Source organism: Cellulomonas sp. PhB143 (assembly GCF_003752595.1).
In the GTDB taxonomy this organism is placed as follows: domain Bacteria; phylum Actinomycetota; class Actinomycetes; order Actinomycetales; family Cellulomonadaceae; genus Paraoerskovia.
The window spans coordinates 289,412-313,918 of the sequence record NZ_RKIJ01000012.1; the positions used below are offsets into that span (position 1 = coordinate 289,412).

The following is a 24,507-nucleotide window of genomic DNA, read 5'->3' on the forward strand; positions in this document are numbered from 1 at the left end:
GTCTACCCACAGGGACGTCCAAAGCCTGTGGACAACGCTCGTGAAGCTGTGCACAGGCCGTGGATAACCATGTGGACAACTGTCCGGGTCGCGGGTGTACGCCCCCGAGATCGGCAGAAACATTAGCCTTCGGGGTGTGGACGACAACCGATCTCGCGACACGCCGACGACACGCCCGGGGCCGTCGTCCGTCCACAACCGTCGTCCACAGGCGTCTCTCGACCGCGAGATTCTCGCCCTCGCGGTACCCGCGCTGGGCGCGCTCGTCGCCGAGCCGGTCTTCGTGCTCGTGGACAGCGCCGTCGTCGGGCACCTCGGCACGGCCCAGCTCGCCGGCCTCTCGCTCGCCAGCACCCTGCTGCTGACCGTCGTCGGGCTGTGCGTCTTCCTCGCCTACGCGACGACCGCCGCCGTCGCGCGCCGCATCGGCGCCGGGCACGAGCGCGAGGCCCTCCAGTCCGGCGTCGACGGCATGTGGCTCGCCCTCGGCCTCGGCGCCGTCCTCGCGGCCGTCCTGTGGATCGGCGCGCCCTGGGCGATCGGCGCCATGGGCGGGGCCGACGACGTCGCCCACCACGCCGTGGTCTACCTGCGCTGGTCCTGCCTCGGCCTGCCCGGCATGCTCCTCGTGCTGGCGTCCACCGGCGTGCTGCGCGGCATGCGCGACACCCGCACGCCCCTGTACGTCGCCGCGTCCGGCGCCGTCCTCAACACGGTCCTCAACGTCGTCCTCGTCTACGGCGCCGGCCTGGGGATCGCCGGCTCCGGCATCGGCACCGCGATCTCCCAGGTCGCCATGGCCGCCGTCCTCGGCGTCGTGGTGGTGCGCGGCGCGCTGCGGCGCGGCGCCTCGCTGCGCCCCGCCGCGGGCGGCATCTGGTCGAGCGCCCGCGCCGGCCTGCCCCTGTTCGTACGGACTCTGTCCCTGCGCGGCGCGATCCTGCTCACCGTGTACGTCGCGACGGGCCTCGGCGCCGTCGCCCTCGCCGGCCACCAGGTGGTGAGCTCGGTGTGGGGCCTGGCCGCGTTCGCCCTCGACGCTCTCGCCATCGCCGCGCAGGCGCTCGTGGGCCAGGGGCTCGGCGCCGGGAACGTCGAGGACACCCGGCGCATCCTGCGCCGCACGCTGCGCTGGGGCGTCGGCGCCGGAGCCCTCATGGGCCTCGCCATGGCCGCGGGCGGCTGGTGGTTCGCCCTCGCGTTCACCTCCGACCCGGGCGTGCGCTCCGCCGTCGCCCTCGGCATGGCGGTCACGGGCGTGCTGCTGCCGGTCGCCGGCTGGGTCTACGTGCTCGACGGCGTCCTCATCGGCGCCGGCGACGGCACCTACCTCGCCTGGGCCGGCATGCTCACGCTCGTCGTCTACGCCCCCGTCGCCCTGGCCGTGGGGGCGTTCGCGCCCGACGGCGCCTGGGGCCTGGCCTGGCTGTGGCTCGCCTTCGCGGGGGTCTTCATGGCGGCCCGGGCCCTGACCACCGGCCTGCGGGCGCGCGGCAGCCGCTGGATGGTCACGGGCGCCTGACTCGCGGCAGCCGAGCGCCTGGCCCTCGGCCGCCGAGCTGCGACGGTCTGACCAGCCGCCGCCCAGCCGCGAGGGCCTGGCCCCTGACTGCCGAGCACGTCATCCGTATCGTTCCGGCGGCCGGGAACGGTACAGATGGCGTGCTCGACCCAGGTCGGGGCGGCACCGAACGGCCGGCGCCGCGCACGACGGAGGCCCGGCCGCTCCTGAGGGAGCGACCGGGCCTCCGGTCGAGCCGGTCAGCTCAGCAGAGCCGGCGCGGCGCGGGTGGTTCAGCCGGCGACGACGTCCACGGCGATGTTCGCCGAGACCTCGGGGTGCAGGCGGATCGACACCGTGTAGGAGCCGACCGACTTGATCGGCTGACCGATCTCGATCTTGCGCTTGTCGACGGTGAGGCTGCCGTTCGCGGCCACGGCCTCGGCGATGTCGCCGGTCGTGACGGCACCGAACAGACGGCCCGCCTCGCCCGCCTTGGCGGTCACGACGACCGCCTTCGACTGGAGCGAGTCACGGGCGGCCTTCGCGTCGTCGAGCGACGCGATCTCGCGGGCCTTGCGCGCCTTGCGGATCGCGGAGACCTGCGACTCGGCGCCCTTGGACCACGGGGTCGCGAGGTTGCGGGGGACGAGGTAGTTACGGGCGTACCCGTCCTTGACGTCGACGACGTCGCCGGGCTCACCGAGACCGGTGACCTCGTGCGTGAGGATCAGCTTGGCCATGAGTATTCCTTCCTGATCCTGATCAGCGTGCCGACGACGAGTACGGCAGGAGAGCCATCTCGCGGGCGTTCTTGACGGCACGGGCGATCTGACGCTGCTCCTGGACGGAGACGCCGGTCACGCGGCGAGCGCGGATCTTTCCGCGGTCGGAGATGAACTTGCGCAGAAGAGCCGTGTCCTTGTAGTCGACGGTCTCGATCTTCGCCGTCTTCAGCGGGTTGGCCTTCTTCTTGGGCTTGCGCACCACAGGCTTTGCCATGGTGTTGCTCCTTACTTCTGGTCACCGGACCGCGCTCGGCGCGACCCGGTCAGATGATCTGGGGGGTGAGCGGCGATCAGAACGGGGGCTCGTCGGAGAACCCGCCACCGGAGGAGGCGGGGCCTGCCGTGGCCCACGGGTCGTTGTTCTGTCCGCCGCCGGACGGGCCGCCTCCGTTGAAGCCACCGCCGCCGTTGCTGCTGCCTCCGCCGGCGTTGCCGCCGCCGAAGCCGCCTCCGCCGCCACCCGAGCGCTGGGCCCGCGTGACCTTGGCCGAGGCGTACTTGAGAGAAGGTCCGACCTCCTCCACCTGCAGCTCGACGACCGTGCGCTTCTCACCCTCGCGCGTCTCGTACGACCGCTGGACCAGACGGCCCTGGGCGATCACACGCATGCCCTTGGTCAGGGACTCCGCCACGTTCTCGGCAGCCTCGCGCCAGATCGAGCAGCGCATGAACAGCGTGTCGCCGTCCTTCCACTCGTTGCTCTGACGGTCGAACTGCCGGGGCGTGGACGCCACCGTGAAGTTGGCGACGGCAGCACCGGACGGCGTGAACCGGAGCTCCGGGTCTGCCGTCAGGTTTCCGATCACCGTGATGATGGTGTCGCCGGCCATGCCAACTCCTTAGGTAGGGGTGCCCTGCGGGGCTCGTCTGCTGCGCCTACCCAACCACGAGGCTGGGACACAGGCGCTGCGACGTGTGCGGGGGTGTGGACGCGGGGTCTCAGCTGGCGTCGGTGCGCAGGATCTTGGTCCGCAGGACGACCTCGTTGAGGCCGAGCTGACGGTCGAGCTCCTTGGCGGTGTCCGAGGTCGAGGTGAAGTCCACGACGGCGTAGATGCCCTCGGACTTCTTCTGGATCTCGTACGCGAGGCGCCGACGGCCCCAGATGTCGACCTTGTCGACCGAACCGCCGTCGGTCGTGATGACCGAGAGGTACTTGTCGAGGGACGGTGCGACGGTGCGCTCTTCGACACTGGGGTCGAGGATCACCATCATCTCGTACTTACGCATGTTCAACCCACCTCCTGTGGACTCTGCGGTCACGGAATCTCCGTGACAGGAGGGTTCTGCGTGCGCTGCGTGGGTCCCGTGCGCCGGCGGGCCAGGTCGGCCGCCCGGACGCGGGCACAGCAGTCATCAAGGATACCCGCTCGCGCGGCGTGCTCCCGATGAGATCCGGGGCGGCCGACGACGTCAGTCGCCGACCAGCCTCGACAACGCCTTCTTCGCCTGGTCGCCAGGCTTGTCGCCGGGCTTGTCGCCGGTGCCGTCACCCTGGTCGTCGCCGCCACCGTCGCCGCCGCCGTCGTCCGTCTGCGTCGGCGTGGGCTGCGGGTCCTCGGGCTCCTGCGTCTGCGTGGGCTCGGGCTTCGGCTCGACCTTCGTCGGGTCCGGCCCCTTGGACACCACGAGCCCGATCGTCGACCCGGCCGGCACCGAGCTCTTGCCCAGCACGCGCAGCACGGTGCCCTTGGGCTGGTCGGAGTACTCCTCGGTGATGGACGCGTTCAGCCCGGCGGCGCTCAGGGCCCCCGACGCGGAGCCGCTGTCCGTCCCGACGAGCCCGCCCGGCACGTCGACCGTCTCGATCTCCTTCGGCTCCGGGGACTTCGTCTCCTCGGGCTCCTGGGTCTCCTGCGGCTCCTGGGTCTCCTCGGGCTCCGGCGACCAGGTCGGCGTCGGCGCGACGTACTCGGGGAAGTCCTCCACGGGCTCGTCCTTCAGCACGGCCTGCATGTACTCGGTCCAGGCGCGGGCCGGGAACGTCGATCCGGTGATGGTGCGGCCCTGCTGCTTCCACTCGCCGAAAGGCTGGATCTCCTCCTCCGACTTCCCGTCGTCGGAGACCTGGTAGATCCCGACGACGGTGGTCAGCTGGGGCACGAACCCGGCGAACCACGCCGACCGGTTGCTGTTCGACGTGCCGGTCTTGCCGGCGACGGGACGGTCCAGGGCGAGGGCCTCGCGGCCCGAGCCCTCCTGCACGACCTGCGTCATCGCGTACGTGACGCCGTTGATGATGTCCTGGTCGACGACGCGCTTGGGCGCCTTCGCGCCCGTGAACACGGTCTCGCCGGCGCGCGTCGAGACGCTGTCGACGATGTGCACGGGGCTGTACTGCCCGCCGTCGGCGATCGTGTTGTACGCGTTGGCGAGGTCGACGCCGTGCACGTGGGTGATCCCGAGGACGTTGGACGGGACCGGGTCGACCTTCTCCGTGATGCCGAGGCGCTTCGCGACGTCGGCCGTCTTGTCCGGCCCGATGTCGACGTTGAGCCCGCCGAACACCGTGTTCACGGAGTAGGTGAGCCCCCGCAGCAGGCTGGTGTTCGACCCGAGGCTCTCGTGGCCGAAGTTCGTGACCTTCCAGTCGCCGTACTGCTGCGGGTCGTTGCCGTTGTAGCTGTCCTGGAGCGTCTTGCCGTTCTCGAGGCCGGCGATGAGCGTGAACGGCTTGAACGTGGAGCCTGCCTGCGCGGCGCCCAGCGTCGAGGTGTTGTACGCCTGCTTGACCGCGTCCGGGCCGCCGTAGAGCGCGCGGATCCCCGACGTCTTCGGGTCGGTCGAGACGAGGGAGACGCGGATGTTCTTGTCGGCGTCGTCGGGCAGGGACTGCGCGGCCTTGACGGCCTGCTTCTGCATGTCCTTGTCGACCGTGGTGACGATCTTGTAGCCGCCGGTGTCGAGGTCGTCCTCGGTGAAGCGCCCGCTCTTGACGAGCTCGTCGCGCGCCATCTGCACGAGGTACCCGTTGGTGCCCTTGTAGCGGTTCTGGGTCTTCTTGTCGAGCGTCTTCGGGAAGGTCGCGTCCTTGCGGTCCTGCGCGGTCAGGTAGCCGTCGGTGACCATGTGGTCGAGCACGCGGTTCCAGCGCTGCTCCGCCATCTCCGGGTTCGACGCAGGGTCCCAGGACGACGGCGCGGGGATGATCCCGGCGAGCAGCGCCGACTGGGAGACGGTCATGTCCGCGGCGGGGATGCCGTAGTAGGTCTGCGCGGCCTGCTCGATCCCGTACGCGCCGCGGCCGAAGTAGATGGTGTTGAGGTAGTTCTCGAGGATCTCCTGCTTGGGCTGGTCCTGCGTGATCTTCAGCGCCAGCAGGACCTCCTTGACCTTGCCCGCGTAGCTCGTCGTCGTGCCCGTGTAGTACCGCTCGGCGTACTGCTGGGTGAGGGTCGAGGCGCCCTGGCGCCCGCCGCCGCGGACGTTGTTCACCGCGGCGCGGACGATCCCCTTGGGGTCGACGCCCTGGTTCGTCCAGAAGGTGGTGTCCTCCGACGCGACGACCGAGTCGCCCACGTACTTGGGAAGGTCGCCGTAGGAGACGCTCGCGCGGTTGCCCCCGTCGACGTAGAAGGAGGCCATCTCGGTCGTGCCGTCCGAGAAGTAGAGCGTGCTCGACTGGTCCTGCGCGCTGGGCAGCTCCTTCGGCACGTCCGTCGTGGCCCACGCGGCGATGACGACGCCCGTGACCAGCGCGACGACCGCCAGGACCGTGCCGACGACGACGCGCCACGAGGGCAGCCAGCGGCGCAAGCCCGTGACGTGCGCGCGCGGGTAGTCGAAGAAGCGACGGCGCCGGGTGGGGGCGCTGGATCGCGTCGCGGGACTCGCCACGATGGACCTTCCTGGTGGGACGACGGGGCCGGTCGCCGGCCGGGGGGCGCGGCGGACCACAGGGAACACTAGACGCTCGCCCCGGCGGCCCCCCGGCCCCCGCCCGCAGTTCTACCGGAGGCGTGCGACACGTTCGCCGGTTCTTCACACCCCCGGCCCGTACTCGCGCAAAGGCCCCTCGATCTGGTACACCTAGCATGACGATGTATCGGCTCGATACATCGAGTCGATCGTCCAGCGCCGTCCAGCACGGCCCCCCGTCCCTTTCCGAGGAGGAATCAGTGCGCCGAGGCTCCGGTGTGCTCGAGACCGCGATCCTCGGTCTGCTGACGGAGACGCCGCTGCACGGCTACGAGCTCCGCAAGCGCCTCAACGTGCTGCTCGGCTCGTTCCGCGCCCTCTCGTACGGGTCGCTCTACCCCATGCTCAAGAGCATGGTCGCGCGCGGCCTCATCGTCGGCACCGAGTCCACGGCGGTCCCGCCGCACGCCCTCGCGGGCAAGCGGTCCCGGATCGTCTACGAGCTCACCGCCGAGGGCAAGGAGCACCTCCAGACCGAGCTCGCGTCGTCGGGCCCCGCGGCCTGGGAGGACGAGAGCTTCGACGTCCGGTTCGCGTTCTTCGCGCAGACCGACGCCGAGACCCGCCTGAGGATCCTCGAGGGCCGGCGCACCCGGCTCACCGAGCGCCTCGAGGCGGTCCGGGAGTCCGCCGCGCGGACCCGCGAACGCCTCGACGAGTACACCCTCGAGCTGCAGCGCCACGGCCTGGAACAGGTCGAGCGCGAGGTCCGGTGGCTCGACGGGCTCATCACCACAGAACGCGACCGGCGCCGTCCGCACGACGACGGTCCTCAGACCTCCACAGGTCGCACCACCGAGAAGAACACCACCGCCGACGACGTCCCGCGTCCCGGCACGAACATCAAGGAGCGAGGATGACCTCCATCCGCGTCGCCATCGTTGGCGTCGGTAACTGCGCATCGTCACTGGTCCAGGGCGTGCACTTCTACCGCGACGCCGAGCCCACCAGCACGGTGCCCGGGCTCATGCACGTGCAGTTCGGGGACTACCACGTCTCCGACCTCGAGTTCGTGGCGGCGTTCGACGTCGACGCGAAGAAGGTCGGGTTCGACCTCGCCGAGGCGATCAACGCCTCCGAGAACAACACGATCAAGATCGCGGACGTCCCGCCGACGGGCATCACCGTCCAGCGCGGCGTGACGAACGACGGCCTCGGCAAGTACTACCGCGAGACCATCGAGGAGTCCGACGCGGAGCCGGTCGACATCGTCGCCGCGCTGCGCGAGGCGCAGGTCGACGTCCTCGTCTGCTACCTGCCCGTCGGGTCCGAGGTCGCCGCGAAGTACTACGCCCAGTGCGCCATCGACGCCGGCGTGGCGTTCGTCAACGCGCTGCCCGTGTTCATCGCGTCCGACCCGGAGTGGGCCGCGAAGTTCGAGGAGGCCGGCGTGCCGATCGTCGGCGACGACATCAAGTCGCAGGTCGGCGCCACCATCACGCACCGCGTGCTCGCGAAGCTCTTCGAGCAGCGCGGCGTCGTGCTGGACCGCACGTACCAGCTGAACGTCGGCGGCAACATGGACTTCAAGAACATGCTCGAGCGCGACCGCCTCGAGTCGAAGAAGATCTCCAAGACGCAGGCCGTGACCTCCAACCTGACCGGCCCCCTCGGCGGCAAGAAGGAGGACCGCAACGTCCACATCGGCCCCTCGGACTACGTCCAGTGGCTCGACGACCGCAAGTGGGCCTACGTCCGCCTCGAGGGCCGCGCGTTCGGCGAGGTGCCCCTGAACCTCGAGTACAAGCTCGAGGTCTGGGACTCCCCCAACTCGGCCGGCATCATCATCGACGCCGTGCGCGCCGCGAAGATCGCCAAGGACCGCGGCGTCGGCGGCCCGATCCTCTCGGCCTCGACGTACTTCATGAAGTCGCCGCCGGTGCAGATGGAGGACACCCTGGGCCGTGCCCAGCTGGAGGCCTTCATCGCCGGTGACATCGAGCGCTGACCCGGAGCACCGACCCGCTCCACCGCTCGACCCGAGGGCCGGCGCCACCGACACGGTGGCGCCGGCCCTCCGTCGTCGGGCGGGTGGGAGGATGGGCCCCGTGCCCGTGCTCCGCGACCTGAACCAGCTGCTGCGCCTGCGCGGCTTCCGGCGGCTGTTCACGGTGCGCCTGGTCTCCCAGTGCGGGGACGGGATGTTCCAGGTCGGGCTCGCGACGCTGTTCTTCTTCTCCCCCGAGTCGCAGGGCACGGCGGCCGACGTCGCGGTGGCGTTCGCCGTCCTGCTCGCGCCGTTCACGATCGTCGGGCCGTGGGCCGGCGTCTTCCTCGACCGGTGGCGCCGGCGCCAGGTGCTCGCGTACGGCAACGCGCTGCGGCTGGTCCTGACGCTGACGATCGCCGCGATCATGGTGACCTCCGGCGTCGGGCCGTGGGTCTACGTCCTGGCGCTGGTGAACCTCTCGGTCAACCGGTTCCTGCTCTCCGCGCTGTCCGCCGCCCAGCCGCGCGTCGTCGACGGCCCGCTGCTCCTGACCGCGAACTCCCTGGCGCCCACCCTCGGCGCCGTCGCCGCGGGGCTCGGCGGCGGGCTGGGCCTCGTCCTCGGGCTGCTGCTCGACCCGGGCCGCGCGAAGGACGCGATCGCGCTGACGGTCTCCGCGCTGGTGTTCGGCACCGCCGCGGTGCTCGCGCTGCGCCTCGGCCGCGACCAGCTCGGCCCGCTGCGCACGGCCACCGGCCCGGACGTGCGCAACGAGCTCGTGCGCGTCGCCCGCGGGCTGGCCGACGGCGCCCGGTACGCGTGGCTGCGCCGCACCCCCGGCCAGGCGCTGCTCGTCATGGCGGCGCACCGGTTCGTCTACGGCGTGACGTTCGTGGCGAGCATCCTCATCTCGCGCAACCTGCTCTCCGACCCGGCGGACACCCAGGCCGGCCTGACGACGTTCGGCACCGTCCTCGCGGCGTCGGGCCTCGGCTTCGGCATCGCCGTGCTGACGACCCCGACGCTGAGCCCCCGCACCGGCCCGCACCGGTGGATGGTCATGATGCTGTCGCTCGCCGCCGTCAGCCAGCTGCTCCTGACCGTCTCGCTGACGCGCACGACCATGCTCGTGGGCGCCGTCCTGCTCGGGCTCGCCGCGCAGGGCACCAAGATCTGCGTCGACACGATCGTGCAGCGCGACACCGTCGACCAGTACCGCGGCCGCGCGTTCTCGCTGTACGACATGCTCTACAACGCGGCCTTCGTCGGCGCCGCGGCGCTCGCCGCCGTCACCCTGCCGGACACCGGCTGGTCCGCCACCGTGTTCGTCCTCCTGGCCGTCGCGTACGGCCTCCTCGCCGCGGCCCTGGGACTGTTCGGGGCGCGCTCCCCGGCCGACGTGCCGACGCCGGCCCTCGCGACGGGCGCCGATGTGGACAAGAGGGCCACCGACCAGCCACAATCCCCCAGGACGCGCGGCTGACGGCGTCGTCGCACGGTCGAGACCACGGCCTGCGCACAGCACGAACCGGGGACCCGATGCACCCTGCATGCCCGCCGGCCGACGCCACGCGAGACCGCCCGACGGCGTCCGCCGCCCTCCCGGCCGAGCTCCACCTGCGCTCCACCGTGCGCAGCGACCTGTCGTTCGCGATCTCCGACGCGAGCCTGCCCGACAACCCGGTCGTCTGGGTCAACGAGGCGTTCGAGCGCACCACCGGCTACCTGGCCGCGGACGTCGTCGGGCGCAACTGCCGCTTCCTGCAGGCCGACGACGTCGACCGCGCCGCCGTGCAGCGCATCTCCGCGGCCGTGGCCGCGGGCCGGCCCGTCGCCGAGACCGTGCTGAACGTCCGCAAGGACGGCACCCGGTTCTGGAACCAGCTCGTGGTCGCGCCCGTCCGCGACGACGACGGCCGCATCACCCACCACGTGGGGATCCAGGCCGACGTGAGCGAGCGCGTCCTCGACGAGCAGGCCCGCGAGCGCGAGCACGCGCTCGCGGAGCGGCAGAACACCCGCCTGTCCCTGCTCGCGTCGATCACCCAGGCGCTCGTCGAGCTGTTCGACGAGCGCCAGGGAGCCGCCCTGCTCCCCGAGCTCGTCGCGCCGCACTTCGGGGACTGGTGCCTGGTCGCCGTCCTCGACGAGCGCGGCGCGGTGGCCCGGATCCACGTTGCCGCCGCCGACGCGGCCAAGGCCGGCGCGGCGCTGGCACTCGAGCAGAGCACCCGCTGGCTGCGCGAGTCGCCGATGATCAACCACGTCGTCGCCGTCGGCAACGACTACCTGCCCGCGCCGTTCCACAACGACCTCGCCGACATCCCGAGCCGCGTCGAGCCCCTCGAGCTCGAGGCGCTGCGCACGCTGGGGCTGGGCACGTCGATCGTCGTGCCCCTGCGCGGGCGGGACCGGCCGTTCGGCGTCCTGACGATCGTCTCGGGCAAGACCCACCAGGCCTTCACGCGGGACGACGTCGCCGACATCACCGCGGTCGGCGCGCGCAGCGGCCTCGCCCTGGACAACGCCCGCCTCTACGCCCGCGAGCACAGCCGCGCGGTGACGCTGCAGCGGAGCATGCTGCCCGAGCTCACGCCGGTGCCCGGCCTCGACTGCGCGGCCGCGTACGTGCCCGCGACGGCGCGCGCCGACGTCGGCGGCGACTGGTACGACGTGATCCCCCTCGAGGACGGGACGGTCGGCCTCGCGGTGGGGGACGTCGTCGGGCACGACATCGAGGCGGCCGCCTCGATGGGCCAGCTCCGCTCGGTGCTGCGCTCGCGCGCCTGGTCCGGCGCGTCCCCGCTCGAGGTGCTCGACGGCCTCGACCAGCTCGTCCGGGGGCTCGGCATGGCGGACATCGCCACGTGCGCGTACCTGCGGGTCTCGCCCGCCGCGGCCGGCGAGCCCGCCGCGCGGACCGTCACCTACGCGCGGGCGGGCCACCTGCCCCCGCTCCTCCTGGCGCCCGACGGCACCGTGACGCTGCTCGACGAGGCGCTGACGACACCGATCGGCATCACGAACCTGCACGCCCCGACGGAGGCGGCCGTCCGCCTCGAGCCCGGTGCGACGCTCGTGCTCTACACCGACGGGCTCGTCGAGCGACGCGACCGCGGCCAGCGCGAGGGCCTGGCGGAGCTCGTCGCGGCGGCGGGCGCGCTCCCCCGCGGCGCCGACGCGTCCGCGATCCGCGACCTGCTGGTCGGGGCGATGACCGGCCGCTCGCTCGAGGACGACCTCTGCGTCCTGGTGGTCCGCCACACGGCCTGACCCCCACCGCCGGAGCCGTCCCCGGGCCCCTCGCCGGGAATCCGCTGGCCCCCGGCGCGGTTGTGCCAGCAAGATCGACCTACCCGCCCCGAGCAGCCGCTCGACACCCGCTCGTAGGCCGGCGTCCCGGAGGGCGCGGTCGCCACCAGGAGAGCCATGCACCCCTCGACCGAGCCGACGACGACGGCCGTCTCCCCCGCCGTCACCGCGCCCGCGGCCCCCGCCCCGGAGGCGACGCGGATGCCGCGCCAGGACGTCGTCGTGGTCGCCCTGCTCCTGCTGTCGGCGTTCGTGGTGATCCTCAACGAGACGACGATGGGCGTCGCGCTGCCCCCGATCATGGACGAGCTGGGGATCACGCCGGCCGTCGGCCAGTGGCTGACGACGGCGTTCATGCTCACCATGGCCGTCGTCATCCCCGCGACGGGCTGGGTGATCCAGCGCCTCGGGACCCGCCGCGCGTACGTCCTGGCGATGGCGCTGTTCAGCGCCGGAACCCTCGTGGCGGCGATGTCCCCCGGGTTCCCGATGCTCCTCGCGGGCCGCGTGGTCCAGGCGTCGGGCACCGCGATCATGCTGCCGCTGCTGATGACGACCATCATGACCGTGGTCCCGCCGCGCTCCCGCGGGCGTGTGATGGGCAACGTCGCGATCGTCATGTCGGCCGCCCCGGCGCTCGGCCCGACATTGTCCGGCGCGGTGCTCGAGGTGTCCGGCTGGCGCACGATCTTCCTCGTCGTCCTGCCGATCGCCCTGGTCTCCCTCGTGCTCGGCGCGGTGTTCGTCCGCGACACCGCCGAGCGCAGCTCCACCCGGCTCGACCCGTGGTCGCTGCTGCTCGCCGCCGCGGCGTTCGGCGGCCTCGTCTACGGCCTCTCGAGCCTCGGCGAGGCCGCGCAGGCGACCACGGTGGTGCCCGTGTGGGTGCCGCTGGCGGGCGGCGCCACGGCGCTGGCCCTGTTCGTGTGGCGCCAGCTCGCGCTGCAGCGCGGCGACGAGGCCCTGCTCGACCTGCGCGTCTTCGCCGCCCGCGACTTCACCGTGGCGCTGGCGATCATGGCGGTCTCCATGGTCGCGCTGTTCGGGTCGATCATCCTGCTGCCGCTGTACCTGCAGGACGTCCTCGGGATGACGCCGCTCGCCACCGGGCTCCTCGTCCTTCCCGGCGGGCTGCTCATGGGCCTCCTCGGCCCGACGGTCGGCTCCCTCTACGACCGCGTCGGGCCGCGCCCGCTCGTGGTGCCCGGCACCGTCGCGGTGACGGCGTCCCTCGCCATGCTCGCCATGGTCGACGCGCAGACCTCGACCTGGTACGTCCTCGGCGCGCACGTCGTCCTCAGCCTCGGTCTGGCCTTCGTCTTCACGCCGCTGTTCACCGCGGCGCTCTCCGCGCTCTCCCCGCACCTGTACTCCCACGGCTCCGCGGCCATCAGCACCGTGCAGCAGCTCGCCGGGGCTGCGGGCACGGCGCTGTTCGTCGCCGTGCTGACGACGACGTCCCTCGCGCTCGGGGAGGACGGCGCGAGCCCGACGACGGCGCTCGCCGGAGGCGTCGCCCGCGCCTTCGCCTGGGGTGCCGCCGTGCTCGTGGTGGCCGTGGTCGCCGCGTTCTGGCTCCGACGCCCCGCGCCGGAGGAGCAGGACCTCACCCCGGAGCCGGCGGCGGCGCCGGACGAGCACGAGCCGACGTCCGCGGACGACCCGGACTCGGTGGAGAACACCGACTACGGCCTGCCCAGCGGCGAGCGCGCGACCCGCTGACGCGCCCATCTCGGCCCGGCGCACCACCGCCGAACGCGCCCTCAGTGGGTCCAGAACGCCGAACCGGCCGACATATGACGCGCTCGGCGGCGGGAGCCCGGCGGCGGGAGCCCGGCGGCGGGAGCCCGGCGGCGGGAGCCCGGCGGTCGGGAGCCCGGCGGCGGGATCCCGGCGGCAGATCGACACGAAGCGCCGGTCGCTCAGTCCCGCGCCGCCCACCAGCGCTGCAGCTCCTCGCGCGCGACGTCCTCGCCCAGCGGGCCCCGCTCCATCCGCAGCTCGAGCAGGTGCTTGTACGCCTGCCCGACGACGGGCCCCGGCGCGATCCCGAGCGTCGCCATGATCTGGCCCCCGTCGAGGTCGGGGCGGATGGCGGAGAGCTCCTCCCGCTCGCGCAGCTCGGCGATGCGGCGCTCCAGGTCGTCGTAGGCGTCCGAGAGACGCTTGGCCTTGCGCCGGTTGCGCGTCGTGCAGTCCGCGCGCGTCAGCCGGTGCAGGCGCTCGAGCAGCGGGCCGGCGTCCGTCACGTAGCGGCGCACCGCCGAGTCCGTCCACTGCCCCTCGCCGTACCCGTGGAAGCGCAGGTGCAGCTCGACGAGCCGCGAGACGTCCTTGACGACCGCCTTCTCGTACTTCAGCGCCCGCAGCCGCTTCGCGACCAGCTTCGCGCCGACGATCTCGTGGTGGTGGAAGCTGACGCCCCCGCCCTCCTCGAACCGGCGCGTGGCGGGCTTGCCGATGTCGTGCAGCAGCGACGCGAGCCGCAGCACGAGGTCCGGGCCGGGGACGACGCCGTCGGGCGCGGTCTCCTGGGCGATCGCCTGGTCGAGCACGATCAGCGAGTGGTCGTAGACGTCCTTGTGCCGGTGGTGCTCGTCGATCTCGAGCTGCAGGGCCGGGAGCTCGGGCAGCACGTGCGCCGCGAGCCCCGAGTCGACGAGCACCTCGAGCCCTCGCCGCGGCTCGGGCGCGCACAGCAGCTTCGACAGCTCGACCTGCACGCGTTCGGCCGAGACGATCTCGATGCGCCCTGCCATCGCGACGATCGCCTCGGCCGTCGCCGGTTCCACGTGGAACCCCAGCTGAGCCGCGAACCGCGCGGCCCGCATCATCCGCAGCGGGTCGTCGTCGAACGAGCGCTCCGGCGCGATCGGCGTCCGCAGCATCTGCTCCGCGAGGTCGGCCATGCCGCCGTGCGGGTCCACGAACTCCATCCCCGGGACGCGCACCGCCATCGCGTTGACGGTGAAGTCCCGACGCGAGAGGTCGCCCTCGAGGGTGTCGCCGAACGCGACGAGCGGCTTGCGGGACGCCGGGTCGTACTCGTCCGTGCGGTACGTCGTCACCTCGACGACGACGTCGTCGGGCGCGAGCCCGCCCGCACGCGCGCCCCCGCGCGCGCCGGCGGCGTAGCGCTTGGCGCCGATCGTGCCGAACTCCTTGCCGATGTCCCAGTGCGCGTCCCCCCATGCGGCGAGCAGCGCCAGCGTCTCGTCGGGACGCGCCGACGTCGCGAAGTCCAGGTCGTTGCTGGTGCGGCCCAGGAACGCGTCGCGCACCGGTCCGCCGACGAGCGCGAGCTCGTGCCCCGCGTCGCGGAAGAGCTCGCCGAGCTCCACCGCCGTCCGCTCGGTCGACGCGAACGAGGCCGCCGCGCCCGGCGGGAGGGCGGGCACGGGCTCGGGGAGCTGCGCGGAGGAGGACACGACCGACGAGTTTACCGAGGCCGGGCGGGGTGGACCCACCGGGCAAGCACAGAAGGTCAGGCGCGGTAGGTAAGGTGACGCCATGTCCTCGCCCGCGCCCTCCCCGGAGAACCGGGGGGTTCCTGCGCCCCCGGGCGGGCTCCGTCTGCACCGCGACCCGGAGGAGCCGCCGGTCGTCGCGCCCGCGCCCGCACCGCTGCCCGTGGTGGAGGAGGTCTCGGCCGGGGGGATCGTCGTCGACCTCGCGAGCGGGCTCGCGAACGTCGCCGTGATCGCCCGGCGCAACCGCGGCGGGCGCCTCGAGTGGTGCCTGCCCAAGGGCCACCTCGAGGGCAGCGAGACGGCCGAGGAGGCCGCGGTCCGCGAGATCCAGGAGGAGACCGGCATCGTCGGCGTCGTCGACGGGCCGCTCGGCACCATCGACTACTGGTTCGCGGGCGCGGACCGCCGCGTGCACAAGGTCGTCCACCACTTCCTGCTGCACGCCACCGGTGGCGTCATCTCCGTCGAGGGCGACCCGGACCAGGAGGCGGAGGACGCCGCCTGGATCCCCCTCGCCGAGCTGCCCGACCGCCTCTCGTACCCGAACGAGCGCCGTCTGGCGCTCGCCGCCGACGAGGTCCTGCGCGGCCAGACCGACGTCCCGCTCGTGCGCGGGACCGTGAACCGCGACGCCCGGAACCGCACCGACCTCGCATGACCGCCATCCCCGTCGGCGGCGCGATGGTCCCTCGCGCCGCGCTCGCGCTCGTCGTCGCCCTGCTGGCCTGCGTCGCCGTCCTCCTGCCCGCGCTCGCGCCCGGTGCCGTGGCGTCCCCGCGCGCCGCCGCGTCACCTGCCTCCGCAGCGCCCACCACCGGACCCCCCGCCGCGACCGCAGCCACGGACGTCACCGTGACCCTGACGAAGGCGACGCCCGACGTCCTGACCTCGGGCCACGACCTCACCGTGACCGCCGTCGTGCGCAACGGGTCCGACGCGGCGCTCGAGACTCCCACCGCGCTGCTCGGGATCGACCGGAACTCCGCCGCGCACACGCGCGACTGGGTCGCGGCCTGGGACTCGACCGACCCCGACGAGCCGCACGGGCGCGAGGTCACCGCGAAGACGCTCAAGGCCGTCCCCGCGGGCGGCAAGGCGTCGGTCACGTTCAAGGTCTCGTGGGCGCAGCTCGGCCTGGGCCGGTACACGTCGTGGGGCGCCCAGGGCCTCGCCGTCGTCGTGTCCGACGCCGGTGGACCGGTCGCGGCGGCCCGCACCTTCGTGGTCTGGGACCCCGAGACGGTCGCGCCCCCCACCGTGGACCTGAGCGTCGCCGTCCCCGTCGTCGGGCCCCCGTCCGCGCCCGACGACGACGAGGCCCGCGCCTCGACCGTCGCCGCCGTCGCGCCGGGCTCGCGCCTCGACCGTGTGCTCGCCGCGACGCAGGACCGTCCCCAGCTCGCGTGGGCGGCCGACCCGGCGCTCGTCGACGCCGCCCACGACGCCGACGACGCCGCGGCGACGTCCTGGGTCTCGCGGCTCCAGGACGGCGCGGGCGGCCGGGACCTGTTCGCCCTCCCGGCGTTCGACCCGGACGTCTCCGCCTATGCGCACGCGGGCGTCCCGCTCCCCGCCGACCGCCCCTCGGCCGTCCTCGGCGCGTGGCGCACCGACCTCGCCTGGCCCGTCTCGACCGACGCCACCTCGGTCACCACGTCCGTCCGCGCCGGCCGCCCCCTGGTCGTGTCCGACGACGGCACGCCCGCCGCCGTCCCCGGCTCCGGGGGGACGCCGTCGGCCCGGGACGCGGTCGGGACGACGGCGGGTGACGCCTCGGTCCTCGTCGCCGACCCGGTCCTCGGGACCCTCGTCGGCACCGCGTCGGAGGCCGCGCCCGACGCCGGGAGCACACCGCTCGTGCAGCAGCGCCGGCTGATGGCCGAGACCGCGACGATCGCGGCCGAGCGCCCCTCGGACACGCGGCACGTCCTCGTGACCCTCCCCCGGGACTGGGACCCGGACCCGACGGCGGCCGACGCCGCCCTGGACGCGCTCACGACGACGCCGTGGGTGACCCTGCGGCCGGTCGAGGACCTGCTCGCCGCCGACTCGTCCGACGACGCCCGCGCGCCCCTGCCCCAGGCGAGCCCGGACCCCGGCGAGATCTCCACCGCGACCCTGCGCTCCCTCGCCCGCAAGCACGAGGACGTCGCCGGCGTCGCCGCCGTGGTGGACGACCCGGCGGCGCTGACCGCGCCCGTCGACCGCCTCCTCGTCGCGCCGACGTCCGTGGCCTTCCGCGGCGCGCCCGCGACGCGCGACACCGCGGTCGACACGGCCCTCGCCGCCGCGCAGGACGTCGTCGACGGCGTGCAGATCGTCCCCGGGAGCACCATCAACCTGATCACCGACTCCGGCGGGCTGCCCGTGCGCGTGCGCAACGACCTGCCCCAGGACGCCACCGTCACCGTCGTCCTGACCCCCGACGACCCCCGCCTGCGCGTCGGCTCCGCCCCGACGGCGACCGTCGCGGCAGGCACCGAGCAGATCGTCGAGGTCGCCGTGACCGCCGTCGGCAGCGGCAACATCAGCGCCGCCGCGCACCTCGAGGCCGCCGACGGCGCGCAGGTCGGCGCCGACCAGACCTTCGACGTGCGCCTGCGCGCCGCGTGGGCGACCGTGGGGACGGCCGTGATCGCCGCCCTGCTCGGCCTCCTGCTCGTCGCCGGCGTCTGGCGCTCCGTCCGGCGCGGCCGCGCCTCGACGCGCGCCGCCGCCGTCCCCCACGACCCGGAGGACCCCCGATGAGGCACGCCCGCCCCCGGGGCGCGCAGGCGCCCCTGGAGCCGCAGGACGCCCAGGTCCGCCAGGAGCGGTCCGAGGCGGTGGAGGATCCCGACGAGCCGGTCGTCACCGGCACCCCGGAGACCGGCGGCTCGGACGAGGCCGCCTCCGGCACCCTGCCCCCGGCCCAGAGCCTCGGGCGCAGCTCGCTCGTCATGGCGGTCGGCACCGCCGTCTCCCGCGCGCTCGGGCTCGTGCGGAACATGCTGCTGGTCGCCGCGGTCGGCGTCACCGGGCTCGCGGCCGACGCGTTCGACATCGCCAACAAGATCCCGAACATGCTGTTCGCGATCCTCGCGGGCGGCGTGCTCAACGCCGTCCTCGTCCCCCAGATCGTGCGGATCTACCGCGGCCGCAACCCCGAGGAGAACGTCGGCAAGCTCCTCACGCTCGCCTCGCTGGTGATGCTCGTCATCACCCTCGCGATGACCGCCGCCGCGCCGTTCGTCGTCCGCGTCTACGCCTCCGCCGACTGGTCCGACGCGCAGCTCGGCCTCGCCGTCTCGTTCGCCGTCTGGTGCATCCCCCAGCTGTTCTTCTACGGGCTGTACGCGCTGCTCGGCCAGGTCCTCAACGCCCGCCACCAGTTCGGGCCGTACATGTGGTCGCCGGTGCTGAACAACGTCATCTCGATCGCGGGGTTCGCGGCCTTCATCGCGATCTACGGTCCCGCAGCCACCGGTCAGGTCGACAACCTCAGCGCCTGGGACGCGCCCAAGATCGCGCTGCTCGCCGGGACGGCGACCGCCGGGATCGTGGGCCAGGCCGTCGTGCTCCTCGTCCCCCTGTACCGGTCGGGGTTCCGGTGGCGGGTGCGGCTCGGGCTGCACGGCATCGGGCTGCGCTCCGTGGGCGCCGTCGCCGGCTGGACGTTCGGCATGGTCATGCTCGACCAGCTCGGGGTCTGGTACCAGACCCGCCTGGCGTCGGGGGCGCCGTCGGCCGCCCTTGCCGACGGGTTCGGCAGCTACCTCCACGACCCGGCACGCGAAGGTCTGGTCACCGGGCTGGTGACCAGCGCGCCGTCGGCGTTCGCGGTCGCCGGTCCCGCGGCCTACTCCCAGGCCCTGCTCATCTACCTGCTGCCCCACTCGCTCGTCACCGTCTCGATCGCGACCGCCCTGTTCACGCGGATGAGCGCGTCAGCGGCCGCCGGGAACGTGGCGCTGGTCCGCTCCGACCTCTCGCGCGGCCTGCGGATCACGTCCGTCTTCACCATCTTCGCGACCGCCGTGATGATCGTGCTCGCCCTGCCCATCACCAAGCTGCTCCTGCCGTCCGTCGACGCGGCGTCGGCCGTGGTGGTCAGCCAGGTCCTGATCGCCATGGCGGTCGGCCTCGCCCCGCTCGGCGGCATGGCCCTGATGAAGTGGGTGTACTACGCCTTCGAGGACGGGCGCTCGGTGTTCGTCATCCAGGCGATCCGCACCGTCATCCTCGTCGGGCTCGGCTGGCTGTCCACCCTGGTGCTCCCCGGGCAGTGGTGGGTCGTGGGGCTGTCCGCCACCATGTCGATCGCGAACTTCGCCGTCGTGCTCCTGCGCACCGTGGGGCTGCGCCGCCGGCTCGACGGCATCGACGGCACCCGCATCCTGAGCCTGCTCACCCGCGTGACCGTCGCGACCCTCGTCGCCGCCGGCGCGGGCCTGCTCGTCAAGGCGGCGTTCGGCGACCTCTTCGGGCTGTCGTGGACCTATGCCCTCGCGGTGACGGTCACCGTGGGCCTCGTGATGACCGTCGTCTACGTCGTCGTCCTGCGCGCGCTGCGCGTGCAGGAGCTGACCGGCGTCGTCTCCCCCGTCCTGGCCCGTCTGAGGCGGCGCTGACCTGCACTCCCCGTACCATGGTCGGGACCACGACCGGCCGTCCCGGCCACCGATCCCGGAGGTTCCGTGAGCACGCTCCGTCCCGGCACGACGCTCGCCGCGCGCTACCGTCTTGCCGACCGTGCGACGTCCGACCTGCGGGGCGTCGAGTCCTGGACCGCGCGGGACGCGGTGCTCGACCGGCCCGTCCAGGTCGCCGTCGTGGAGGGCGCCGTCGCCCCGATCGCGCTCGACTCGGCCCGCCGCGCGGCGCTCGTCGCCGACCCGCGGATCACCCGCGTGCTGGACGTCGGCACGCAGGGCGACATCTCCTACGTCGTGACCGAGCAGTTCCGCGGCGCCACGCTGGCCGAGCTGGTGGACCGCGGCCTCTGCGACCCCGAGCAGGCGCGCTCCATCGTCGGGGAGGTCGCCACCGCGCTCGAGACCGCGCGCCAGCGCGGCGTGCACCACCTCGCGCTGCGCCCCGAGGCAGTCCGGGTCGACGGCACCCGCGTCGTGCTGACGGGCCTCGGGCTCGACGCGGGCATCGCGGGCGCCGACCAGTCCGACCCGGACGCCACCTCCCGCACCGACACGGTCGACCTCGTGGCGCTCCTGCACTACCTCGTCACCGCCCGCTGGGCCGGCCAGCCGCTCGACGCACCGTGGCTCACCGCGGACACGGCCCGTCCCCTGCCCGCGGTGCGCACCACGGGCGGCGTCCCCGACCTCCCCGAGGACACGCCCGACTGGCTCGCCGACCTGTGCCGGAGCACCCTGACCACCCGCTCGACCGACGGCCCCCGCACGCCGGGGCAGCTCGTCGCCGCGCTCCAGCCCTGGCAGACCTTCGAGCAGCCCGCGGCGCCGACGGCCGCGCCGGACCCGGCCCGCCCCCCCGTGCGCACGTCGGTGCACGGCCGCGGCGCGGGCGGTCGGCAGGCTTCACGGGGGCACGGCGCGGCCGCCGTCGGCGGGGCCGCGGCGGTCGGTGCCGCAGCCACGCACGGCGCACCCCCCGCTCCCCCGACCGGCGCCATGCCGCCCTCCCTCCCGCCGAGCGGCGCGACCCCTGCGGGCGCGGCGCCGTGGCCCCAGCAGCCCTACCCGACCGCGGAGATACCGCCGTGGTCGCCGGCCGCTGCCGCTGCGATGCAGGGACAGGGCACGGGCCAGGTCCCGGCGCAGGGTCCGGCTCCGGCGCAGGGCCAGTACGCCGCCCAGGCGCAGGGCCCGGGCGGACGGCCGCCCGGCGGCCCCGTCCCCGCCGCGGCCGGCGCGGAGGCGGGCGGCGGTCGCTTCGACCCCACGTGGATCACGCTCGTCGTCGTCGCCCTCGTCGTCGTCCTCGGCCTGGTCTGGGCCCTGAACTCCGTCTTCGGCGGCTACGAGCCCCCGATCCAGAGCGACGGCGCGGCGGCCCGCACGGAGCAGCCGCGCGACTCGAAGGACTCGGCGAAGCCGGAGGAGTCACCGGCTCCCGAGCCGTCGCCCACGCCGACCCAGACGCCCGAGGTGCGCCCCGTCATCGACTCCGGAGAGGCTCTCGACCCCGAGGGGGAGGCCGCCGGCGACTCCGAGGGCGAGCACCCCGACGACGCGCCGCAGGCGTACGACGGCCAGCCCGAGACGTTCTGGTTCACCCGGACGTACTCCGACCCGACCTACGGGATGAAGTCGGGCGTGGGGTACGCCATCCACCTCAAGGAGAAGGCGAAGGTGTCGACGATCATCCTCGACACCAACGACACGGGCGGGAAGGTCGAGGTCCGGGCCACGAGCGCGGACAAGCCGACCGACGGCAAGGTGCTCGCCACCGCGGCGTTCTCCAGCGAGACGGAGCTGTCGTTCGACGCGACCGAGGCCGACACGTTCGTGCTCTGGTTCCCCGAGCTGCCCCAGACGTCGGGCGGCAAGAACCGTGTCGAGCTCAACGAGATCCTCGTCTCCTGACCCTCCGGAACACGCAGGCACCGCCGCGCGTTCCCCCAGCAGCACCGACGTCCACCAAGGAGCACACGTGAGCGAGCAGTCAACGGGGAAGGTCCACGACCTCGTCATCATCGGGTCCGGCCCGTCCGGGTACACGGCCGCCGTCTACGCGGCGCGCGCCGGCCTCGCGCCCCTCGTCCTGGCCGGCTCGGTCACCGCCGGCGGCGCCCTGATGAACACCACCGAGGTGGAGAACTTCCCCGGGTTCCCCGAGGGCATCATGGGCCCGGACCTCATGGAGAACATGCGTGCCCAGGCCGAGCGGTTCGGCGCGCTCGTGGAGTACGACGACGCGGAGACGGTCTTCCTCGACGGACCGGTCAAGTCCGTCACGACCGTCAACGGCGAGACCTACCGTGCGCGCGCCGTCATCCTCTCGACCGGGTCCGCGTACCGCGAGCTCGGCCTGGAGGACGAGAAGCGGCTCTCGGGCCGCGGCGTCTCCTGGTGCGCCACGTGCGACGGGTTCTTCTTCCGCGACCAGCACATCGTCGTCGTCGGCGGGGGCGACTCCGCCGTCGAGGAGGCGACCTTCCTCACCCGGTTCGCCTCGAAGGTCACGATGGTGCACCGGCGCGACGAGCTCCGGGCGTCCAAGATCATGGCCGACCGCGCGTTCGCGGACCCCAAGATCGAGTTCGCCTGGAACTCCGAGGTCGTCGGCATCGCGGGCGACACGAAGGTCACGGGCCTCACGCTCCGCGACACCGTCACCGGCGAGACGCGCGCGCTCGACGCGACCGGCCTGTTCGTCGCCATCGGCCACGAGCCGCGCACCGACCTCGTCAAGGGCCAGGTCGACCTCAACCCCGAGGGCTACATCGAGGTCGAGCACCCCACGACCCGGACCGGCGTCCCCGGCGTGTTCGCCGCCGGCGACGCCGTCGACCACCTCTACCGCCAGGCCATCACCGCCGCCGGCACGGGCTGCTCCGCGGCGCTCGACGCCCAGGCGTACCTGACCGCGCTCGCCGACTCCGCCGGCGAGGCCGACGTCGCGGGGACCCCCGCGGTGCCCAACCCCGAGGGCCTGCCCGAGGCACTGGAGGAGATCCGATGACCACCACCGCAGCCGCGACCGTCGCGGTCACCGACGACACCTTCCGCGCCGAGGTGCTCGAGTCCGACGTGCCCGTCGTCGTGGACTTCTGGGCGACCTGGTGCGGCCCGTGCCGCCAGGTGGCACCGATCCTCGAGGAGCTGGCCCGGGACTACGCCGGTCGCGTGAAGATCGCGAAGCTCGACACCGACGCGAACCAGGCCGTCACCGCCGCCTACGGCATCGTGTCCATCCCGACGCTGAACTTCTACCAGGGCGGCGAGCTCGTGAAGTCGCTCGTCGGGGGCCGGCCGAAGCGCACCATCGCCGAGGAGATCGACGCTCTGCTCGTCTGACGCCTCGTCGCGTTGCGACGCCCCGGCCACGCACGTCCGACGCCCCGCACGGGAGGTCCTCCTCCTTCGCGGGGCGTCGTCGCACGCCGGGGCGTCTTCACACGCCCCGCGCAGGATGACCGCGGAGCACGCGACGGCCCGTGCGAGACTGGGCCGGTGACGAACGCGCCTGGAGAGAACGCCCCGATCGCGCCGACCCCCACCCCCGTGGCGGCAGCGGCCGGCGCGCGCGCCGGCGGCGCAGCGGGACCGGGCGCGACGGGCGGCACGCGCCTCGACCCCTGGTTCGGGTCGTACGCCGAGCGCGCGCACGGCATGCGCGCGTCGGAGATCCGCGCACTGTTCGCCGTCGCGAACCGTCCCGAGGTCGTGTCCCTCGCGGGCGGCATGCCCTACCTCGACGGCCTCCCGCTCGACGCGATCGCCGACACCATGCGACGGCTCGTCGCGACGCGCGGCACCACCGTCCTGCAGTACGGCTCCGGCCAGGGCGACGAGGGGCTGCGCGAGCACATCGTCGAGGTCGTGCGGGCCCAGGGCATCGAGGCGCACCCCGACGACGTCGTCGTCACCACCGGCTCGCAGCAGGCCCTCGATCTCGTGACCCGTATCTTCGTCGACCCGGGCGACGTCGTCGTCGCGGAGGCCCCCTCCTACGTCGGCGCCCTCGGGGTCTTCCGGTCCTACCAGGCGGACGTCGTCCACGTGCCGATGGACGCCGACGGCCTGGTCCCGGCGGAGCTCGACGCCACCCTGACGCGGCTCGCCGCCGAGGGCAGGCGCGTCAAGCTGCTCTACAGCGTGCCGAACTTCCACAACCCCGCGGGCGTGACCCTCTCCGCGGAGCGCCGCCCCCAGGTCCTCGAGATCGCCCGGCGCCACGGCGTGCTCGTCGTGGAGGACGACCCGTACGGGCTGCTGGGCTTCGACGGCGACGTCCTCCCCGCGATGCGGTCCCTCGACGACGACGGCGTGCTGTACCTCGGGTCCTTCTCCAAGACCTTCGCCCCGGGCTACCGGGTGGGTTGGGTCATCGCACCCCACGCCGTCCGCGAGAAGCTCGTGCTCGCCAGCGAGTCGTCGATCCTGTGCCCCTCCAACGCCTCGCAGCTGGCGATCTCCGCCTATCTCGAGTCGTCCGACTGGCGCGGGCAGATCAAGCAGTTCCGCGAGATGTACCGCACGCGGCGCGACGCGATGATCGGCGCGCTCAGCGAGCACCTGCCCGACGCGTCGTGGAACGTGCCCGACGGCGGGTTCTACGTGTGGGTGCGCCTACCCGAGGGCATCGACGCCCGGGCGATGCTCCCCCGCGCCGTGACGGCGCGTGTCGCCTACGTGCCGGGCACGGCGTTCTACGCGGACGGGACGGGTGCGGACCACGTGCGGCTGTCGTACTGCTTCCCGACCCCGGAGCGCATCCGCGAGGGCGTCCGCCGGCTCGCGGGCGTCGTCGGCGCCGAGCGCGACCTGGTCGAGCTCTTCGGCACGGGAGTCGCGCTGGACCCCGACCTTCGCGACGTCGAGAACCCCGCCCCCGACCTCGCCTGACCCAGGTCGGCCGCCGCGCGCCAGGGCCGCTGCCCCGTCGCGCTCCGGGCGTCCCCTC

General features: G+C 73.4%; 19 protein-coding genes. 13 read left to right on the forward strand and 6 right to left on the reverse strand.

Going from position 1 to position 24,507, the window contains the following annotated elements; translation table 11 throughout:
- Window positions 1–229: 229 nt before the first annotated feature.
- Window positions 230–1,522 (forward strand): MATE family efflux transporter, encoded by a 1,293-nt coding sequence (locus tag EDF32_RS09590; protein ID WP_233565854.1) that lies wholly within the window; start codon window positions 230–232, stop codon window positions 1,520–1,522.
- 272 nt (window positions 1,523–1,794) lie between these two features.
- Here the strand turns inward: EDF32_RS09590 and rplI are convergent, their stop codons facing one another.
- The 5 genes from rplI to EDF32_RS09615 all read right to left on the reverse strand — a co-directional run bounded on the left by rplI (window position 1,795) and on the right by EDF32_RS09615 (window position 6,126).
- Window positions 1,795–2,244 (reverse strand): 50S ribosomal protein L9, encoded by a 450-nt coding sequence (rplI, locus tag EDF32_RS09595; RefSeq protein ID WP_123308302.1) that lies wholly within the window; start codon window positions 2,242–2,244, stop codon window positions 1,795–1,797.
- 22 nt (window positions 2,245–2,266) lie between these two features.
- Complete coding sequence (rpsR, locus tag EDF32_RS09600; protein ID WP_013840065.1) at window positions 2,267–2,503, reverse strand: 30S ribosomal protein S18; 237 nt, start codon at window positions 2,501–2,503, stop codon at window positions 2,267–2,269.
- 76 nt (window positions 2,504–2,579) lie between these two features.
- A complete protein-coding gene (locus EDF32_RS09605; RefSeq protein WP_123308303.1) occupies window positions 2,580–3,119 on the reverse strand; it encodes a single-stranded DNA-binding protein in 540 nt (179 codons plus the stop codon).
- Between the two features lie 109 nt (window positions 3,120–3,228).
- The gene (gene rpsF / locus EDF32_RS09610; protein WP_199734887.1) at window positions 3,229–3,519 is read right to left on the reverse strand and encodes a 30S ribosomal protein S6; all 291 of its coding nucleotides are present in this window, start codon (window positions 3,517–3,519) and stop codon (window positions 3,229–3,231) included.
- A 183-nt stretch (window positions 3,520–3,702) separates the two neighbouring features.
- On the reverse strand, window positions 3,703–6,126 hold the full coding sequence (locus tag EDF32_RS09615; RefSeq protein WP_123308305.1) for a transglycosylase domain-containing protein: 2,424 nt from the start codon (window positions 6,124–6,126) through the stop codon (window positions 3,703–3,705).
- 281 nt (window positions 6,127–6,407) lie between these two features.
- On the opposite strand from EDF32_RS09615, the gene EDF32_RS09620 reads away from it, so the two are divergent.
- From EDF32_RS09620 to EDF32_RS09640, 5 genes are all read left to right on the forward strand, one after another.
- On the forward strand, window positions 6,408–7,067 hold the full coding sequence (locus tag EDF32_RS09620) for a PadR family transcriptional regulator (protein WP_123308306.1): 660 nt from the start codon (window positions 6,408–6,410) through the stop codon (window positions 7,065–7,067).
- Window positions 7,064–8,155, forward strand: coding sequence for an inositol-3-phosphate synthase (locus tag EDF32_RS09625; protein WP_123308307.1), 1,092 nt, complete (start codon window positions 7,064–7,066; stop codon window positions 8,153–8,155). The genes EDF32_RS09620 and EDF32_RS09625 overlap by 4 nt, the downstream gene beginning before the upstream one ends.
- A 91-nt stretch (window positions 8,156–8,246) precedes the next feature.
- Complete coding sequence (locus tag EDF32_RS09630) at window positions 8,247–9,620, forward strand: MFS transporter (RefSeq protein ID WP_123308308.1); 1,374 nt, start codon at window positions 8,247–8,249, stop codon at window positions 9,618–9,620.
- Window positions 9,621–9,676: 56 nt separating this feature from the next.
- Window positions 9,677–11,410 carry a GAF domain-containing SpoIIE family protein phosphatase gene (locus EDF32_RS09635; protein WP_123308309.1) on the forward strand — a complete coding sequence of 578 codons (1,734 nt, stop codon included), beginning with the start codon at window positions 9,677–9,679 and terminating at the stop codon, window positions 11,408–11,410.
- A gap of 156 nt (window positions 11,411–11,566) precedes the next feature.
- Window positions 11,567–13,171, forward strand: coding sequence for an MDR family MFS transporter (locus tag EDF32_RS09640; protein WP_123308310.1), 1,605 nt, complete (start codon window positions 11,567–11,569; stop codon window positions 13,169–13,171).
- A gap of 200 nt (window positions 13,172–13,371) precedes the next feature.
- Here EDF32_RS09640 and EDF32_RS09645 read toward each other — a convergent pair whose 3' ends face one another.
- A complete protein-coding gene (locus EDF32_RS09645) occupies window positions 13,372–14,961 on the reverse strand; it encodes a CCA tRNA nucleotidyltransferase (protein WP_123308311.1) in 1,590 nt (529 codons plus the stop codon).
- On the opposite strand from EDF32_RS09645, the gene EDF32_RS09650 reads away from it, so the two are divergent.
- The 7 genes from EDF32_RS09650 to EDF32_RS09680 all read left to right on the forward strand — a co-directional run bounded on the left by EDF32_RS09650 (window position 14,960) and on the right by EDF32_RS09680 (window position 24,449).
- A complete protein-coding gene (locus tag EDF32_RS09650; protein WP_123308312.1) occupies window positions 14,960–15,577 on the forward strand; it encodes an NUDIX hydrolase in 618 nt (205 codons plus the stop codon). The genes EDF32_RS09645 and EDF32_RS09650 overlap by 2 nt on opposite strands.
- Entirely contained in the window at window positions 15,574–17,667 is a 2,094-nt protein-coding gene (locus tag EDF32_RS09655) for a DUF6049 family protein (RefSeq protein WP_123308313.1), read from the forward strand. Before EDF32_RS09650 ends, EDF32_RS09655 begins: the two co-directional genes overlap by 4 nt.
- Entirely contained in the window at window positions 17,664–19,529 is a 1,866-nt protein-coding gene (gene murJ, locus EDF32_RS09660; RefSeq protein WP_233565838.1) for a murein biosynthesis integral membrane protein MurJ, read from the forward strand. The genes EDF32_RS09655 and murJ overlap by 4 nt, the downstream gene beginning before the upstream one ends.
- A gap of 66 nt (window positions 19,530–19,595) precedes the next feature.
- On the forward strand, window positions 19,596–21,464 hold the full coding sequence (locus EDF32_RS09665; protein ID WP_123308314.1) for a hypothetical protein: 1,869 nt from the start codon (window positions 19,596–19,598) through the stop codon (window positions 21,462–21,464).
- A 67-nt stretch (window positions 21,465–21,531) separates the two neighbouring features.
- Window positions 21,532–22,563, forward strand: a complete 1,032-nt coding sequence (gene trxB / locus EDF32_RS09670) for a thioredoxin-disulfide reductase (RefSeq protein ID WP_123308315.1) — start codon at window positions 21,532–21,534, stop codon at window positions 22,561–22,563.
- Window positions 22,560–22,898 carry a thioredoxin gene (gene trxA, locus EDF32_RS09675; RefSeq protein ID WP_123308316.1) on the forward strand — a complete coding sequence of 113 codons (339 nt, stop codon included), beginning with the start codon at window positions 22,560–22,562 and terminating at the stop codon, window positions 22,896–22,898. Before trxB ends, trxA begins: the two co-directional genes overlap by 4 nt.
- Before the next feature lie 207 nt (window positions 22,899–23,105).
- Window positions 23,106–24,449, forward strand: coding sequence for a PLP-dependent aminotransferase family protein (locus EDF32_RS09680; RefSeq protein ID WP_305037913.1), 1,344 nt, complete (start codon window positions 23,106–23,108; stop codon window positions 24,447–24,449).
- Window positions 24,450–24,507: the final 58 nt, after the last annotated feature.